This window comes from Streptomyces sp. NPDC090083, assembly GCF_044747445.1.
In the GTDB taxonomy this organism is placed as follows: Bacteria; Actinomycetota; Actinomycetes; order Streptomycetales; family Streptomycetaceae; genus Streptomyces.
On record NZ_JBIVED010000016.1, the window covers coordinates 74,849 to 87,098 of the forward strand.

At 66.4% G+C, this 12,250-nt stretch carries 22 protein-coding genes and 1 pseudogene; 1 reads left to right on the forward strand and 22 read right to left on the reverse strand.

Going from position 1 to position 12,250, the window contains the following annotated elements:
• Positions 1–2: 2 nt before the first annotated feature.
• The 20 genes from rpmD to rpsJ form a co-directional block, all read right to left on the reverse strand.
• Positions 3–185: a 50S ribosomal protein L30 gene (gene rpmD, locus ACIPTO_RS38775; protein ID WP_006376032.1), complete on the reverse strand. Its 183-nt coding sequence runs from the start codon at positions 183–185 to the stop codon at positions 3–5.
• The gene (gene rpsE / locus ACIPTO_RS38780) at positions 185–790 is read right to left on the reverse strand and encodes a 30S ribosomal protein S5 (protein ID WP_006376045.1); all 606 of its coding nucleotides are present in this window, start codon (positions 788–790) and stop codon (positions 185–187) included. The genes rpmD and rpsE overlap by 1 nt, the downstream gene beginning before the upstream one ends.
• A 65-nt stretch (positions 791–855) precedes the next feature.
• Positions 856–1,239 carry a 50S ribosomal protein L18 gene (gene rplR / locus ACIPTO_RS38785; protein ID WP_019055526.1) on the reverse strand — a complete coding sequence of 128 codons (384 nt, stop codon included), beginning with the start codon at positions 1,237–1,239 and terminating at the stop codon, positions 856–858.
• 3 nt (positions 1,240–1,242) lie between these two features.
• The gene (gene rplF, locus ACIPTO_RS38790; protein WP_366324873.1) at positions 1,243–1,782 is read right to left on the reverse strand and encodes a 50S ribosomal protein L6; all 540 of its coding nucleotides are present in this window, start codon (positions 1,780–1,782) and stop codon (positions 1,243–1,245) included.
• A gap of 22 nt (positions 1,783–1,804) precedes the next feature.
• Positions 1,805–2,203, reverse strand: a complete 399-nt coding sequence (rpsH, locus tag ACIPTO_RS38795; RefSeq protein ID WP_013001411.1) for a 30S ribosomal protein S8 — start codon at positions 2,201–2,203, stop codon at positions 1,805–1,807.
• A 209-nt stretch (positions 2,204–2,412) separates the two neighbouring features.
• Positions 2,413–2,598: a type Z 30S ribosomal protein S14 gene (locus ACIPTO_RS38800; RefSeq protein ID WP_003948630.1), complete on the reverse strand. Its 186-nt coding sequence runs from the start codon at positions 2,596–2,598 to the stop codon at positions 2,413–2,415.
• Between the two features lie 5 nt (positions 2,599–2,603).
• Positions 2,604–3,161: a 50S ribosomal protein L5 gene (rplE, locus tag ACIPTO_RS38805; protein ID WP_019072280.1), complete on the reverse strand. Its 558-nt coding sequence runs from the start codon at positions 3,159–3,161 to the stop codon at positions 2,604–2,606.
• Positions 3,161–3,484, reverse strand: a complete 324-nt coding sequence (gene rplX, locus ACIPTO_RS38810) for a 50S ribosomal protein L24 (RefSeq protein WP_019072281.1) — start codon at positions 3,482–3,484, stop codon at positions 3,161–3,163. The genes rplE and rplX overlap by 1 nt, the downstream gene beginning before the upstream one ends.
• A gap of 2 nt (positions 3,485–3,486) precedes the next feature.
• Positions 3,487–3,855 carry a 50S ribosomal protein L14 gene (rplN, locus tag ACIPTO_RS38815; protein ID WP_003998823.1) on the reverse strand — a complete coding sequence of 123 codons (369 nt, stop codon included), beginning with the start codon at positions 3,853–3,855 and terminating at the stop codon, positions 3,487–3,489.
• Between the two features lie 99 nt (positions 3,856–3,954).
• On the reverse strand, positions 3,955–4,242 hold the full coding sequence (gene rpsQ / locus ACIPTO_RS38820; protein ID WP_019072282.1) for a 30S ribosomal protein S17: 288 nt from the start codon (positions 4,240–4,242) through the stop codon (positions 3,955–3,957).
• Positions 4,242–4,466, reverse strand: a complete 225-nt coding sequence (rpmC, locus tag ACIPTO_RS38825; RefSeq protein ID WP_003998824.1) for a 50S ribosomal protein L29 — start codon at positions 4,464–4,466, stop codon at positions 4,242–4,244. Before rpmC ends, rpsQ begins: the two co-directional genes overlap by 1 nt.
• Positions 4,466–4,885 (reverse strand): 50S ribosomal protein L16, encoded by a 420-nt coding sequence (gene rplP / locus ACIPTO_RS38830; RefSeq protein WP_010986348.1) that lies wholly within the window; start codon positions 4,883–4,885, stop codon positions 4,466–4,468. Before rplP ends, rpmC begins: the two co-directional genes overlap by 1 nt.
• A 5-nt stretch (positions 4,886–4,890) precedes the next feature.
• Positions 4,891–5,742, reverse strand: a complete 852-nt coding sequence (rpsC, locus tag ACIPTO_RS38835; protein WP_210591642.1) for a 30S ribosomal protein S3 — start codon at positions 5,740–5,742, stop codon at positions 4,891–4,893.
• The gene (gene rplV, locus ACIPTO_RS38840; protein WP_003974262.1) at positions 5,742–6,089 is read right to left on the reverse strand and encodes a 50S ribosomal protein L22; all 348 of its coding nucleotides are present in this window, start codon (positions 6,087–6,089) and stop codon (positions 5,742–5,744) included. The genes rpsC and rplV overlap by 1 nt, the downstream gene beginning before the upstream one ends.
• 40 nt (positions 6,090–6,129) lie before the next feature.
• Complete coding sequence (gene rpsS, locus ACIPTO_RS38845) at positions 6,130–6,411, reverse strand: 30S ribosomal protein S19 (protein WP_019072284.1); 282 nt, start codon at positions 6,409–6,411, stop codon at positions 6,130–6,132.
• A 12-nt stretch (positions 6,412–6,423) separates the two neighbouring features.
• Positions 6,424–7,260: a 50S ribosomal protein L2 gene (rplB, locus tag ACIPTO_RS38850; RefSeq protein ID WP_093824855.1), complete on the reverse strand. Its 837-nt coding sequence runs from the start codon at positions 7,258–7,260 to the stop codon at positions 6,424–6,426.
• Positions 7,261–7,298: 38 nt separating this feature from the next.
• The gene (gene rplW / locus ACIPTO_RS38855; protein ID WP_266769358.1) at positions 7,299–7,718 is read right to left on the reverse strand and encodes a 50S ribosomal protein L23; all 420 of its coding nucleotides are present in this window, start codon (positions 7,716–7,718) and stop codon (positions 7,299–7,301) included.
• Positions 7,718–8,374 (reverse strand): 50S ribosomal protein L4, encoded by a 657-nt coding sequence (gene rplD, locus ACIPTO_RS38860; RefSeq protein ID WP_366324868.1) that lies wholly within the window; start codon positions 8,372–8,374, stop codon positions 7,718–7,720. Before rplD ends, rplW begins: the two co-directional genes overlap by 1 nt.
• A gap of 5 nt (positions 8,375–8,379) precedes the next feature.
• On the reverse strand, positions 8,380–9,024 hold the full coding sequence (gene rplC, locus ACIPTO_RS38865) for a 50S ribosomal protein L3 (RefSeq protein ID WP_019072287.1): 645 nt from the start codon (positions 9,022–9,024) through the stop codon (positions 8,380–8,382).
• 17 nt (positions 9,025–9,041) lie between these two features.
• Positions 9,042–9,350 (reverse strand): 30S ribosomal protein S10, encoded by a 309-nt coding sequence (gene rpsJ / locus ACIPTO_RS38870; protein WP_003948644.1) that lies wholly within the window; start codon positions 9,348–9,350, stop codon positions 9,042–9,044.
• Between the two features lie 715 nt (positions 9,351–10,065).
• On the opposite strand from rpsJ, the pseudogene ACIPTO_RS38875 reads away from it, so the two are divergent.
• Positions 10,066–11,148, forward strand: a pseudogene (locus tag ACIPTO_RS38875) (right-handed parallel beta-helix repeat-containing protein); the annotation flags it as partial.
• Between the two features lie 144 nt (positions 11,149–11,292).
• On the opposite strand, the gene ACIPTO_RS38880 reads toward ACIPTO_RS38875, so the two are convergent.
• The gene (locus ACIPTO_RS38880) at positions 11,293–11,550 is read right to left on the reverse strand and encodes a hypothetical protein (protein ID WP_401200061.1); all 258 of its coding nucleotides are present in this window, start codon (positions 11,548–11,550) and stop codon (positions 11,293–11,295) included.
• 294 nt (positions 11,551–11,844) lie between these two features.
• Positions 11,845–12,201 (reverse strand): hypothetical protein, encoded by a 357-nt coding sequence (locus tag ACIPTO_RS38885; protein ID WP_401199866.1) that lies wholly within the window; start codon positions 12,199–12,201, stop codon positions 11,845–11,847.
• Between the last annotated feature and the right edge of the window lie 49 nt (positions 12,202–12,250).

Here is a 12,250-nt window from a genome sequence, read left to right on the forward strand (position 1 = left end):
GATCAGTCGACCTCCTCAACCGTCACGAGGTGGCGGACGGTGTGCACCATTCCGCGGAACTCGGGGCGGTCCTCCTTGACGACCACGGTGTTGATCCCCTTGAGACCAAGGGACCGCAGCGTGTCACGGTGGTTCTGCTTGCTGCCGATGTACGACTTCGTCTGCGTGACCTTGAGGCGAGCCATTACGCACCCGCCCCGGCACGTGCACGAAGGAGAGCCGCGGGGGCGACGTCCTCGAGGGGCAGACCGCGGCGGGCCGCGATCTCCTCGGGACGCTGCAGGCCCTTGAGGGCCGCCACGGTCGCGTGCACGATGTTGATCGCGTTGGACGAGCCGAGCGACTTCGACAGGATGTCGTGCACGCCGGCGCACTCCAGGACGGCTCGCACCGGACCACCGGCGATAACGCCGGTACCGGGGGAGGCAGGCTTGAGCAGGACGACGCCCGCGGCCTTCTCGCCCGTGATCGGGTGCGGGATGGTGCCCTGGATACGGGGGACCTTGAAGAAGTGCTTCTTGGCCTCTTCAACACCCTTGGCGATCGCGGCCGGCACCTCCTTGGCCTTGCCGTAACCGACACCGACGGTGCCGTCACCGTCGCCCACCACGACGAGCGCGGTGAAGCTGAAGCGACGACCACCCTTGACAACCTTGGCGACGCGGTTGATCGCGACTACGCGCTCAACGTACGCGGTCTTCTCGGCGGCAGCAGCGCCGCCGTCACGGCCCTTCCGGTCCCGCCGCTCGCCGCCACCGGCACCGCTTCCACGGCGCTGGGGTCCAGCCATTGGATTACCTCTCTCTTTCCGCTAGCTACGCAGCAACGATGAGTCGCTGCCGCGACGGGCGGCTCTTAGAACTTGAGTCCGGCTTCGCGGGCGGCGTCCGCGAGAGCGGCGATGCGCCCCGCGTACTGGTTGCCACCACGGTCGAATACGACAGCCTCGACGCCGGCAGCCTTGGCGCGCTCGGCGACCAGGGCGCCGACCGACTTGGCCTGCGCGGACTTGTCGCTCTCGCCGCCGCGGATCGAGGTGTCCAGGGTCGACGCCGACGCCAGGGTGTGACCCTTGATGTCGTCGATGACCTGGGCCACGATGTGGCGGTTGGAGCGGGTCACGACCAGGCGCGGACGCTCAGCCGTACCGGAAATGTGCTTCCGGATGCGGATGTGACGACGCTTGATGGCAGCACGCTTGTAAGCGTCGCCCTTAGCGATCTTCGTACCGTATGCCATGGCTTACTTACCCGCCTTTCCGACCTTGCGCCGGATGACTTCGCCCTCGTACTTGACGCCCTTGGCCTTGTACGGGTCGGGCTTGCGCAGCTTGCGGATGTTGGCCGCAACCTCGCCGACCTTCTGCTTGTCGATGCCCTCGACCGAGAAGTGCGTCGGGTTCTCGACCTTGAACGAGATGCCCTCGGGCGCCTCGACGGTGATCGAGTGGCTGTAGCCGAGAGCGAACTCGAGGTTCGAACCCTTGGCCGCGACGCGGTAACCGACACCGCTGATCTCGAGCTTCTTCACGTAACCCTCGGTCACGCCGGTGATCATGTTCGCCACCAGCGTGCGGGACAGGCCGTGCAGGGCCTTGTTCTGACGCTCGTCGTTGGGGCGGGTGACGCTGAGCGCGCCGTCCTCACCCTTGGCGATGTCGATCGGCGCTGCGACGGTGTGGGTCAGCGTGCCCTTGGGGCCCTTGACCGAGACCGTACGGCCGTCGATGGTGACGTCCACGCCGGCGGGAACCGTGATGGGGAGCTTGCCAATACGCGACATAGCTTCTTCCGTTTCCCTTCCGCTACCAGACGTAGGCGAGAACTTCTCCGCCTACGCCCTTCTTGCCGGCCTGCTTGTCGGTGAGGAGACCGTGCGACGTGGAGATGATCGCCACGCCGAGGCCACCGAGCACCTTGGGCAGGGAGGTGGACTTCGCGTACACCCGGAGACCGGGCTTGGAGATCCGCTTGATGCCCGCGATGGAGCGCTCACGGTTCGGGCCGAACTTCAGCTCGAGAACGAGGTTCTTGCCGACCTCGGCGTCCTCGACCTTCCAGCCCGTGATGAAGCCCTCCTGCTGGAGGATCTCCGCGATGTGCGACTTGATCTTCGATGCCGGCATCGTCACGGAGTCGTGGTATGCCGAGTTCGCGTTCCGCAGACGCGTAAGCATGTCTGCGATCGGATCAGTCATGGTCATGAATTGGCCTTCGGCCTCTCTCGCCGGGGTTTCCAGGTGCCCATCCCTCTCCTCGATCCGAGACGAGGCGGGTGCGGTGCGGTGGACCTACGGCGTAGTAAGTCGTCTGGGCATCAGGCGCCCAACCCTCCTAGCCTAAGCCATGGAGAGGTGGGCACCTGACCGAGCCCTTTACTTACCGAGAGCTTCGGGAGTCCGGAAGTACCGGACTACCAGGAGCTCTTGGTCACGCCCGGCAGCTCGCCACGGTGAGCCATCTCACGAAGGCACACGCGGCAGAGGCCGAACTTGCGGTACACGGAGTGCGGGCGGCCGCAGCGCTGGCAGCGGGTGTAGCCACGCACACCGAACTTGGGCTTACGAGCAGCCTTGGCAATCAGAGCCTTCTTCGCCATCTCGCTTACGCCTCCTTGAAGGGGAAGCCGAGGTGACGGAGAAGGGCACGGCCTTCGGCGTCGTTGGTCGCCGTGGTCACCACGGTGATGTCCATACCCCGGACGCGGTCGATCTTGTCCTGGTCGATCTCGTGGAACATGACCTGCTCGGTGAGACCGAAGGTGTAGTTGCCACGACCGTCGAACTGCTTGGGAGACAGACCACGGAAGTCGCGGATGCGCGGGAGCGCGAGCGACAGGGTGCGGTCCAGGAACTCCCACATGCGGTCGCCACGGAGCGTGACGTGGGCACCGATCGGCTGACCCTCACGCAGCTTGAACTGCGCGATGGACTTGCGGGCCTTGGTGATGGCCGGCTTCTGACCGGTGATCGTGGTCAGGTCACGGACGGCACCGTCCATGAGCTTGGAGTCACGGGCGGCGTCGCCGACACCCATGTTCACCACGATCTTGACGAGGCCGGGGATCTGCATGACGTTCTCGTAGGAGAACTCCTCACGCAGCTTGCCCGCGATCTCCTCGCGGTACTTCGTCTTGAGACGCGGAGTGGTGGTGGTAGTCATCAGATGTCCTCACCCGTCCGCTTGGCAACGCGAACCTTGTTGCCCTCGTCGTCGAAGCGGTAGCCGACACGCGTGACGACCTTGTTGCCGTCCTTCTCAACGACCAGCTGGACGTTGGAGACGTGGATCGGCGCCTCGGTCGTGACGATGCCACCGGCCTGCGAACCCTTGGCGGTGGGGCCGGCCTTGGTGTGCTTCTTGACCCGGTTGACACCCTCGACCAGGACGCGCTCGTCGCGCGGGTAAGCGGCAATGACCTTGCCCTGCTTGCCCTTGTCCTTGCCGGTGATGACCTGAACCGTGTCACCCTTCTTGATCTTCATGCTTACAGCACCTCCGGAGCCAGCGAGATGATCTTCATGAACTTCTTCTCGCGCAGCTCGCGCCCGACCGGGCCGAAGATGCGGGTGCCGCGAGGGTCGCCGTCGTTCTTCAGAATGACGGCGGCGTTCTCGTCGAAGCGGATGTACGAGCCGTCCGGACGGCGGCGCTCCTTGACGGTGCGAACGATGACGGCCTTGACGACGTCACCCTTCTTCACGTTGCCACCGGGGATCGCGTCCTTGACGGTGGCGACGATGACGTCACCGATGCCCGCGTAGCGGCGACCGGAGCCACCGAGCACACGGATGCAAAGGATTTCCTTCGCACCAGTGTTGTCGGCGACGCGCAGTCGCGACTCCTGCTGGATCACGTCTATCTCCTGATCGTCTGCCGGTTCCCCAAGGGCCGTTCGGTGAACGGCCCTTGGAGCCTGGCGGAACTGTCCTGCGGGGTTAGCCCCGCAGGAGATTTACTTGGCCTTTTCGAGGATCTCGACGATGCGCCAGCGCTTCGTCGCGGACAGCGGACGCGTCTCCATGAGGAGGACGCGGTCGCCGACGCCTGCGGCGTTCTGCTCGTCGTGGGCCTTGAGCTTGTTCGTACGGCGGATGACCTTGCCGTACAGCGCGTGCTTCACGCGGTCCTCGACGGCGACGACGACGGTCTTGTCCATCTTGTCGCTGACGACGAGACCCTCACGGGTCTTGCGGAAGCCGCGGGAAGCGGTCTGCTCTTCAGTCACGTTGCTCTCGCTCATCAGGCGCTCTCCACCGTCTCGATGCCCAGCTCGCGCTCACGCATCAGGGTGTAGATCCGCGCGATGTCCTTGCGGACGGCCTTGAGCCGACCGTGGTTCTCGAGCTGACCGGTCGCCGCCTGGAAGCGGAGGTTGAACAGCTCTTCCTTGGCTTCGCGGAGCTTCGCGAGAAGCTCCTCGTCACCCAGTTCGCGCAGCTCGGACGCCTTGGTACCGGCCGACATCACGCTTCACCTGCCTCGCGCTTGACGATCCGGCACTTCATCGGCAGCTTGTGGGCTGCGCGAGTGAGGGCCTCACGGGCGATCTTCTCGTTGGGGTAGGACAGCTCGAACATGACCCGGCCCGGGTGCACGTTCGCGATCCACCACTCGGGAGAACCCTTACCGGAACCCATGCGGGTCTCGGCAGGCTTCTTCGTGAGCGGGCGGTCCGGGTAGATGTTGATCCAGACCTTGCCGCCACGCTTGATGTGGCGGGTCATCGCGATACGGGCGGCCTCGATCTGGCGGTTCGTCACGTACGCCGGCGTGAGGGCCTGAATGCCGTACTCGCCGAACGAAACCTGCGTACCGCCCTTGGCCTGACCACGGCGCTTGGGGTGGTGCTGCTTGCGGTGCTTGACCCTACGGGGGATCAGCATGTCGGTCAGGCCTCCGTTCCGGTGCTCTCAGCCGGAGCGGCAGCGGCGGCGGGAGCCTCGGCCTTGGGGGCCTCGGCAGCCGGCGCGGACTGCTGCTGCGGCTTGCGGCCGCGGCCGCCACGCTCGCCACCGCGGCCACCGCCGCGGGCCGGGCGGTCGCCGCCCGCGCCGCCACCACGGGCCGGGCGGTTACCCGCACGGGCAGCGGCGTTCTCGGCGCGGACCTCGGCGATGTTCTTGACGTCGCCCTTGTAGATCCAGACCTTCACACCGATGCGGCCGAAGGTCGTCTTGGCCTCGAAGAAGCCGTAGTCCACGTTCGCGCGGAGCGTGTGCAGGGGCACACGGCCCTCGCGGTAGAACTCCGAGCGGGACATCTCGGCGCCGCCGAGGCGACCGCCGCACTGGATCTTGATGCCCTTGGCGCCGGCCTTCATCGCCGACTGCATGCTCTTACGCATGGCGCGGCGGAAGGAGACGCGGGAGGAGAGCTGCTCGGCGACGGCCTGCGCGACCAGCTGGGCATCCGTCTCGGGGTTCTTGACCTCGAGGATGTTCAGCTGGACCTGCTTGCCCGTGAGCTTCTCGAGGTCGCCGCGGATGCGGTCGGCCTCGGCGCCACGGCGGCCGATGACGATGCCCGGACGAGCGGTGTGGATGTCCACACGCACGCGGTCACGGGTGCGCTCGATCTCCACCTTCGAGATGCCGGCGCGCTCCATGCCGGACGTCATCATCCGACGGATGGCGACGTCTTCCTTGACGTAGTCCTTGTACAGCTTGTCGGCGTACCACCGGGACTTGAAGTCCGTGGTGATGCCGAGCCGGAACCCGTGCGGGTTAACCTTCTGGCCCATTACCGGGTTCCTTCCTTGCTGCTGACGACCACGGTGATGTGGCTGGTCCGCTTGCGGATCCGGTAGGCACGGCCCTGGGCGCGCGGCCGGAACCGCTTCAGGGTCGGACCCTCGTCGACGTACGCCTCGGAGATGAAGAGGCTGTCGGCGTCGGTGTGGTCGTAGTTGTGCGCGGCGTTGGCAATGGCGCTGTCCAGCACCTTGCCGACCGGCACGCTCGCGGCCTGCGGGGCGAAACGCAGGACCGCCTGAGCCTCCGTGGCGTCCATGCCACGGATGAGGTCCACCACTCGGCGGGCCTTCATGGGCGTGACGCGGATGTACCGCGCCTGGGCCCTGGCTTCCATGGTTGTCCCTTCAGTGTTTGTCATGGTCGTTCACCCCGCGCTAGCGGCGCTTCGACTTCCGGTCGTCCTTGACGTGACCCCGGAAGGTGCGCGTCGGCGAGAACTCGCCGAGCTTGTGGCCGACCATCGACTCGGTGACAAACACCGGGATGTGGGTCTTGCCGTTGTGCACCGCGATCGTGTGGCCGAGCATGGCCGGGACGATCATCGAGCGGCGGGACCAGGTCTTGATGACGTTCTTGGAACCGGCTTCGTTCTGGGCGTCCACCTTCTTGATGAGGTGTCCGTCGACGAAGGGCCCCTTCTTGAGACTGCGCGGCATCTAAACCCGCTCCTAGCGCTTCTTGTTCGTCTTGCGGCGGCGGACGATGTACTTGTTCGAAGCCTTCTTCGGCGAACGAGTACGACCCTCCTTCTGACCCCACGGGGAGACCGGGTGGCGACCACCGGAGGTCTTGCCCTCACCACCACCGTGCGGGTGGTCGACCGGGTTCATCGCCACACCGCGGACGGTCGGGCGGACGCCCAGCCAGCGCTTGCGGCCGGCCTTGCCCCAGTTGATGTTGCTCTGCTCGGCGTTGCCGACCTCGCCGACCGTGGCGCGGCAGCGCTGGTCGACCAGGCGGATCTCACCGGAAGGCATGCGGAGGTGGGCCATCGAGCCCTCCTTCGCGAGCAGCTGCACGGAGGCACCGGCGGAGCGGGCGAACTTGGCGCCGCCACCGGGACGGAGCTCGATCGCGTGGATCGTGGTACCGACCGGGATGTTGCGGAGCGCCAGGTTGTTGCCCGGCTTGATGTCGGCCCCGGGACCGTTCTCGACGCGGTCGCCCTGCGACAGGTTGCGGGGGGCGAGGATGTAGCGCTTCTCGCCGTCCGCGTAGTGCAGCAGCGCGATGCGCGCGGTGCGGTTGGGGTCGTACTCGATGTGCGCGACCTTCGCCGGCACGCCGTCCTTGTCATGGCGACGGAAGTCGATGACTCGGTAGGCGCGCTTGTGTCCGCCACCCTGGTGGCGAACGGTCACACGACCGGCGTTGTTACGGCCGCCCTTGCTGTGCAGCGGGCGGACCAGCGACTTCTCCGGCGTGGACCGCGTGACCTCGACGAAGTCGGCGACGCTGGAGCCACGACGGCCCGGCGTAGTCGGCTTGTACTTGCGGATTCCCATTTCTCAGTCCTCGTCCGATATCGGACGATCCGACCCGCTTACGCGGACGGACCGCCGAAGATGTCGATACGGTCGCCCTCAGCGAGGGTCACGATCGCGCGCTTGGAGCCCGCGCGCTGACCGAAACCGGTCTTGGTGCGCTTGCGCTTGCCCTGGCGGTTGATCGTGTTGACCCCGGTGACCTTGACCGAGAAGACCGCCTGGACGGCCTGCTTGATCTGGGTCTTGTTGGCGCCCGGGGCGACGATGAAGGTGTACTTGCCCTCGTCGAGAAGCGCGTAGCTCTTCTCCGAGACGACCGGCTTCAGCAGCACGTCACGGGGGTCCGTGAACGACTTGCTGATCGGCGTCTCGACGGTGTTCTTGCCCTCGGCCTCGTGACGCTTCGCCTTGGCGACGCGCGCGGCCTTGGCGGCCTTGGCCGCCTTGGAGGCAATGCTCGGGTGACGCGTAGCCATCAGGCTTCGCTCCCTTCGGTGTCAGCGGCCTGGGGGCCAGACACGAAGGACTCGAAAGCGGCCTGGGTGAAGACCACGTCGTCCGAGACGAGAACGTCGTACGTGTTCAGCTGGCCCGGCTCCAGGATGTGGACCTGGGGCAGGTTGCGCGCGGAAAGCAGCGCGGCCTCGTCGGAGCGCTCGATGACCAGGAGCACGTTCTTGCGCTCGCTGACCTTGCCGAGGAAGCTCTTGGCGGCCTTGGTGGAGGGGGTCTCGCCCTCGATCACGCCGGTGACGACGTGGATGCGAGCGTTGCGGGCCCGGTCGGTGAGGGCGTGGCGCAGGGCCGCGGCCTTCATCTTCTTCGGGGTCCGCTGCGAGTAGTCGCGCGGCGTCGGGCCGTGCACGACGCCACCGCCGGCGAACTGCGGGGCGCGGGTCGAACCCTGACGGGCGCGGCCGGTGCCCTTCTGGCGGTACGGCTTCTTGCCACCACCGCGGACCTCGCCACGACGCTTGACCTTGTGCGTGCCCTGACGGGCGGCGGCCAGCTGTGCGACGACGACCTGGTGAAGCAGCGGAACGCTGATCTTCTCTACGTCGAAGATCTCGGCCGGGAGCTCGATGGTCCCGGCGGTGTCGCCGGAGGGCGACAGAATGTCAATGGTGCTCATAGTCCTCAGGCCCCCTTGGCCGCGGTGCGGACCAGGACGAGGCCGCCGTTCGGACCAGGAACCGCGCCCTTGATGAGGAGCAGGCCCTTCTCCGCGTCAACGGCGTGAACGGTCAGGTTCTGGGTGGTGACCCGCTCGTTGCCCATACGACCCGCCATGCGGAGGCCCTTGAACACACGGCCCGGGGTGGCACAGCCACCGATGGAGCCGGGAGAGCGGTGCTTGCGCTGGGTGCCGTGTCCGGCGCCGAGGCCCTTGAAGTTGTGACGCTTCATGACACCGGCGAAGCCCTTGCCCTTGCTCTTGCCGGTCACGTCCACCTTGACGCCGGCCTCGAAGGTCGCGGCGGTGATCTCCTGGCCGAGGGTGTACTCGCTGGCGTCAGCGGTACGGATCTCGACGAGGTGACGGCGGGGGGTGACGTCGGCCTTGGCGAAGTGGCCCTTGAGGGGCTTGTTCACCTTGCGCGGGTCGATCTCGCCGAAGGCGATCTGGACCGACTCGTAGCCGTCACTGTCGTTCGTACGGACCTGGGTCACGACGTTCGGGCCGGCCTTGACGACGGTGACCGGAACAACACGGTTGTTCTCGTCCCACACCTGCGTCATGCCGAGCTTCTCGCCCAGGATGCCCTTGATCTGCTTTGCCATCTTCAGCTCACCGACCCCTAGAGCTTGATCTCGATGTCGACACCGGCCGGGAGGTCGAGTCGCATCAGAGAGTCAACGGTCTTGGGGGTGGGGTCGAGGATGTCGATCAGGCGCTTGTGCGTGCGCATCTCGAAGTGCTCGCGCGAGTCCTTGTACTTGTGCGGCGACTTGATGACGCAGTACACGTTCTTCTCAGTGGGCAGCGGCACCGGGCCTGCGACCGACGCACCAGTGCGGGTCACCGTCTCGACGATCTTCTTCGCCGAGGAGTCGATGACCTCGTGGTCGTAGGCCTTGAGCCGGATGCGGATCTTCTGTCCCGCCATGGCTACTCAGTAGTCCTGTCTCTAGTAACGCTCTGCACCCCGGTACGCCCTTCTGCTCTCTTCGATTCCTCCGACCCACGCGGTCGGGTGTGTCGCGCTCTCACCGACACAGAAGTCCCTTGTAAGGAACTTCCCTGCTGGGAAAGCACGGCCCTTCCGGAACCGCAAGCCGAGGGCGAAGAAGCCCACCGGGTGCCTGGTCGGCGCCGCACTGACACTTCCCGAAAGATTCCCGTACGTCCGTCCCAGCGCTGCCGTGAGGCAGTTGGGACGACGAGTACCGTGGGACTCGCTTTCGGTCCTCCCGACGGGAGGCGCGCAGCATCAACACTCGACCGAGCAACTCCGACAGTCTGCCATATGGCGCAGGCGGCTGGCCAATCGGGGCGTAGAGATTACCCCCGGAGTGACGCAGGTCAAACACGCGCGCCAGTGGACCCCTCCGGTGAGTTCATCTCCGTGAACAGGAATCAGGTACGCACACCTTGACGCGTCCACAGCAAGCGCTTACGTTCCCTCACGAGAACATGGGAAAGCGCTTTCCATGTTCTCGTGCCACACCGCATGGAGCTCCTGCACGGAACCCTGGATTCCCTGGTCATGGGACGACCCTGGAGGCAGAACGATGCAAGCGAGACCAGTCATCGCGTGCGTCGGCCTGATGGCCGGCACACTCGTCGCCCTGTCCGGCACCCCCGCACAGGCCGCGAGCGCCACGCAGTACGTATCACCGACCGGCACCGCGAGCGCGGCCGGCACCCTCTCCGCCCCCACCACCCTCGCCACCGCGATCAGCCGCATCGCGTCCGGCGGCACGATCTACCTGCGCGGCGGGACCTACGGCTCCGCCTCGACGATCACGATCCCCGCGGGCGCGGACGGCACCGCATCGGCCCGCACCACGCTCACCGCCTACAACGGCGAGACCCCGGTCCTCGACTTCGCCTCCCAGAGCGAGAGTTCGTCGAACCGCGGCCTCCAGCTGTACGCCAACTACTGGCACGTCTACGGCCTCACCGTGTCGCACGCGGGCGACAACGGGATCTACGTCGGAGGCAGCAACAACGTCATCGAACGCACCGTGACGTCGTACAACCGCGACACGGGCCTCCAGCTGGGCCGCATCTCCTCCAGTACGCCCAGCTCGTCCTGGCCCTCGAACAACCTGGTCGTCAGCTCGGAGTCGCACGACAACGCCGACTCGGACGGCGAGGACGCGGACGGCTTCGCCGCGAAACTGACGACCGGCACCGGGAACGTCTTCCGCTACGACGTCTCCCACCACAACATCGACGACGGCTGGGACCTGTACACCAAGACGGACACCGGCGCGATCGGCCCCGTGACCATCGAGTACAGCCTCTCCTACGGCAACGGCACCCTCACCGACGGCAGCCAGAGCGGCGACGGCGACCGCAACGGCTACAAACTCGGCGGCGACGACATCGCGGTCAACCACGTCGTCCAGCACGACATCGCCTACGGCAACGGCCATCACGGGTTCACCTACAACAGCAACCCGGGCACGATGACCGTCTCGAACAATGTCGGCATCGACAACGCGGAACGCAACTTCTCGTTCGACAAGGGAACTTCGGTGTTCCGCACGAACACGTCGTGCCGGTTCGCGGTCAGCGGCTCGAACGACAAGACGGTGGGCGACGCGGACACCTCGAACCAGTTCTGGACCGGGACGAACGGCTCGCGATGCGCGCCGTACAGCGGCACGCTGGGATGGTCGTTCGCGGCGGGCGGGGCGTTGCGGGTGACGTTCGGGGGGACGGTGGTGAATCCGTGAGCAGGTGAACGGGTAGTGACGGGTGACGGAATCCCTCCGTGCGCCCCCCCATAACCCCCTACAACCCCTACAACCCCTGCGACCCCTGCGACCCCTATGACCCCTATGACCCCCTGCGGCTTCGGTCGCACGGGGGTTTCCCGTCTACAGCTTGACCACCCCACGCCAGGCCCATCCGGCACCGAGAACCACGTGCTGCAGCGGGTCCGTCATCTCCCGCGTGTCGAAACGGAACGCTTCGACCCTGCGCCGGCGGCCGTCGGGGCCTTCCTTCGTCTCCCACTGCCGGTAGACGGCAGGCGCATGACCCCGGCCGTACTGTGCGTTGGCGTTGTCGTCCGACCGGTTCTCCCACCGCTCGTCGAGGAAACGCACCTCGTGCTGCTCGGGCACGATGCGCATCCGCGTCCTGAGCCGCACACCGACCCTCCGCACCTCGCACTCCGCCACCAGGTCGGCCTGTACCGGCACTTCCAGCCGCGCGCGCTGATCAGGTCGAGGAGCGCCTGCCAGGCCTCCACCGAGGCGTCAGGGACACGCACGTCCGGCAGCGACCCCATCTCATCAAGGTCGAAGAAGTACGCGACGTCATCCCACAGCAGATCAGACACCTCGCCATCCTGTCCGGCACCGGTCCTCGACGCAGCCCGATTTCCTTGACGAGACCCATAGGGATCCCCGCTGGATGGACCCCCGCTAGATCCGCGCAACGAGGGCCATCACGGCCATCCAGCCTGCACAGCCCCCGCATGCGATCACCAGCGGCAACCACCTCTGGGCGCGCCGGGCCCGGATGACCAGCCAGACCGCGGCCGCATCCACCGCGAGCCCCGTGACAGCCGCAGCCATCCGAAGACCGTCGGGCGCTTCGCCTTGGCCTGTCGCGGCCCGGCGGAGGACTGCCAGCAGACCTACGGCGAGCAGTGCCACGAAGATGCATGTGAGACCGGTGAACAGGTTCCGGCTTCGGTCGTCGACCGCGGCCAGCGCATCCGTGCCGTCGCCGAGGTGGACTCCTTCGTCGGGGTTTGCCCCGTTCTCGCGGTTCGTCACGGCGTGCACCCTACCGGGGTGGACGGACCTGCTCGCTGATTGATTCCGA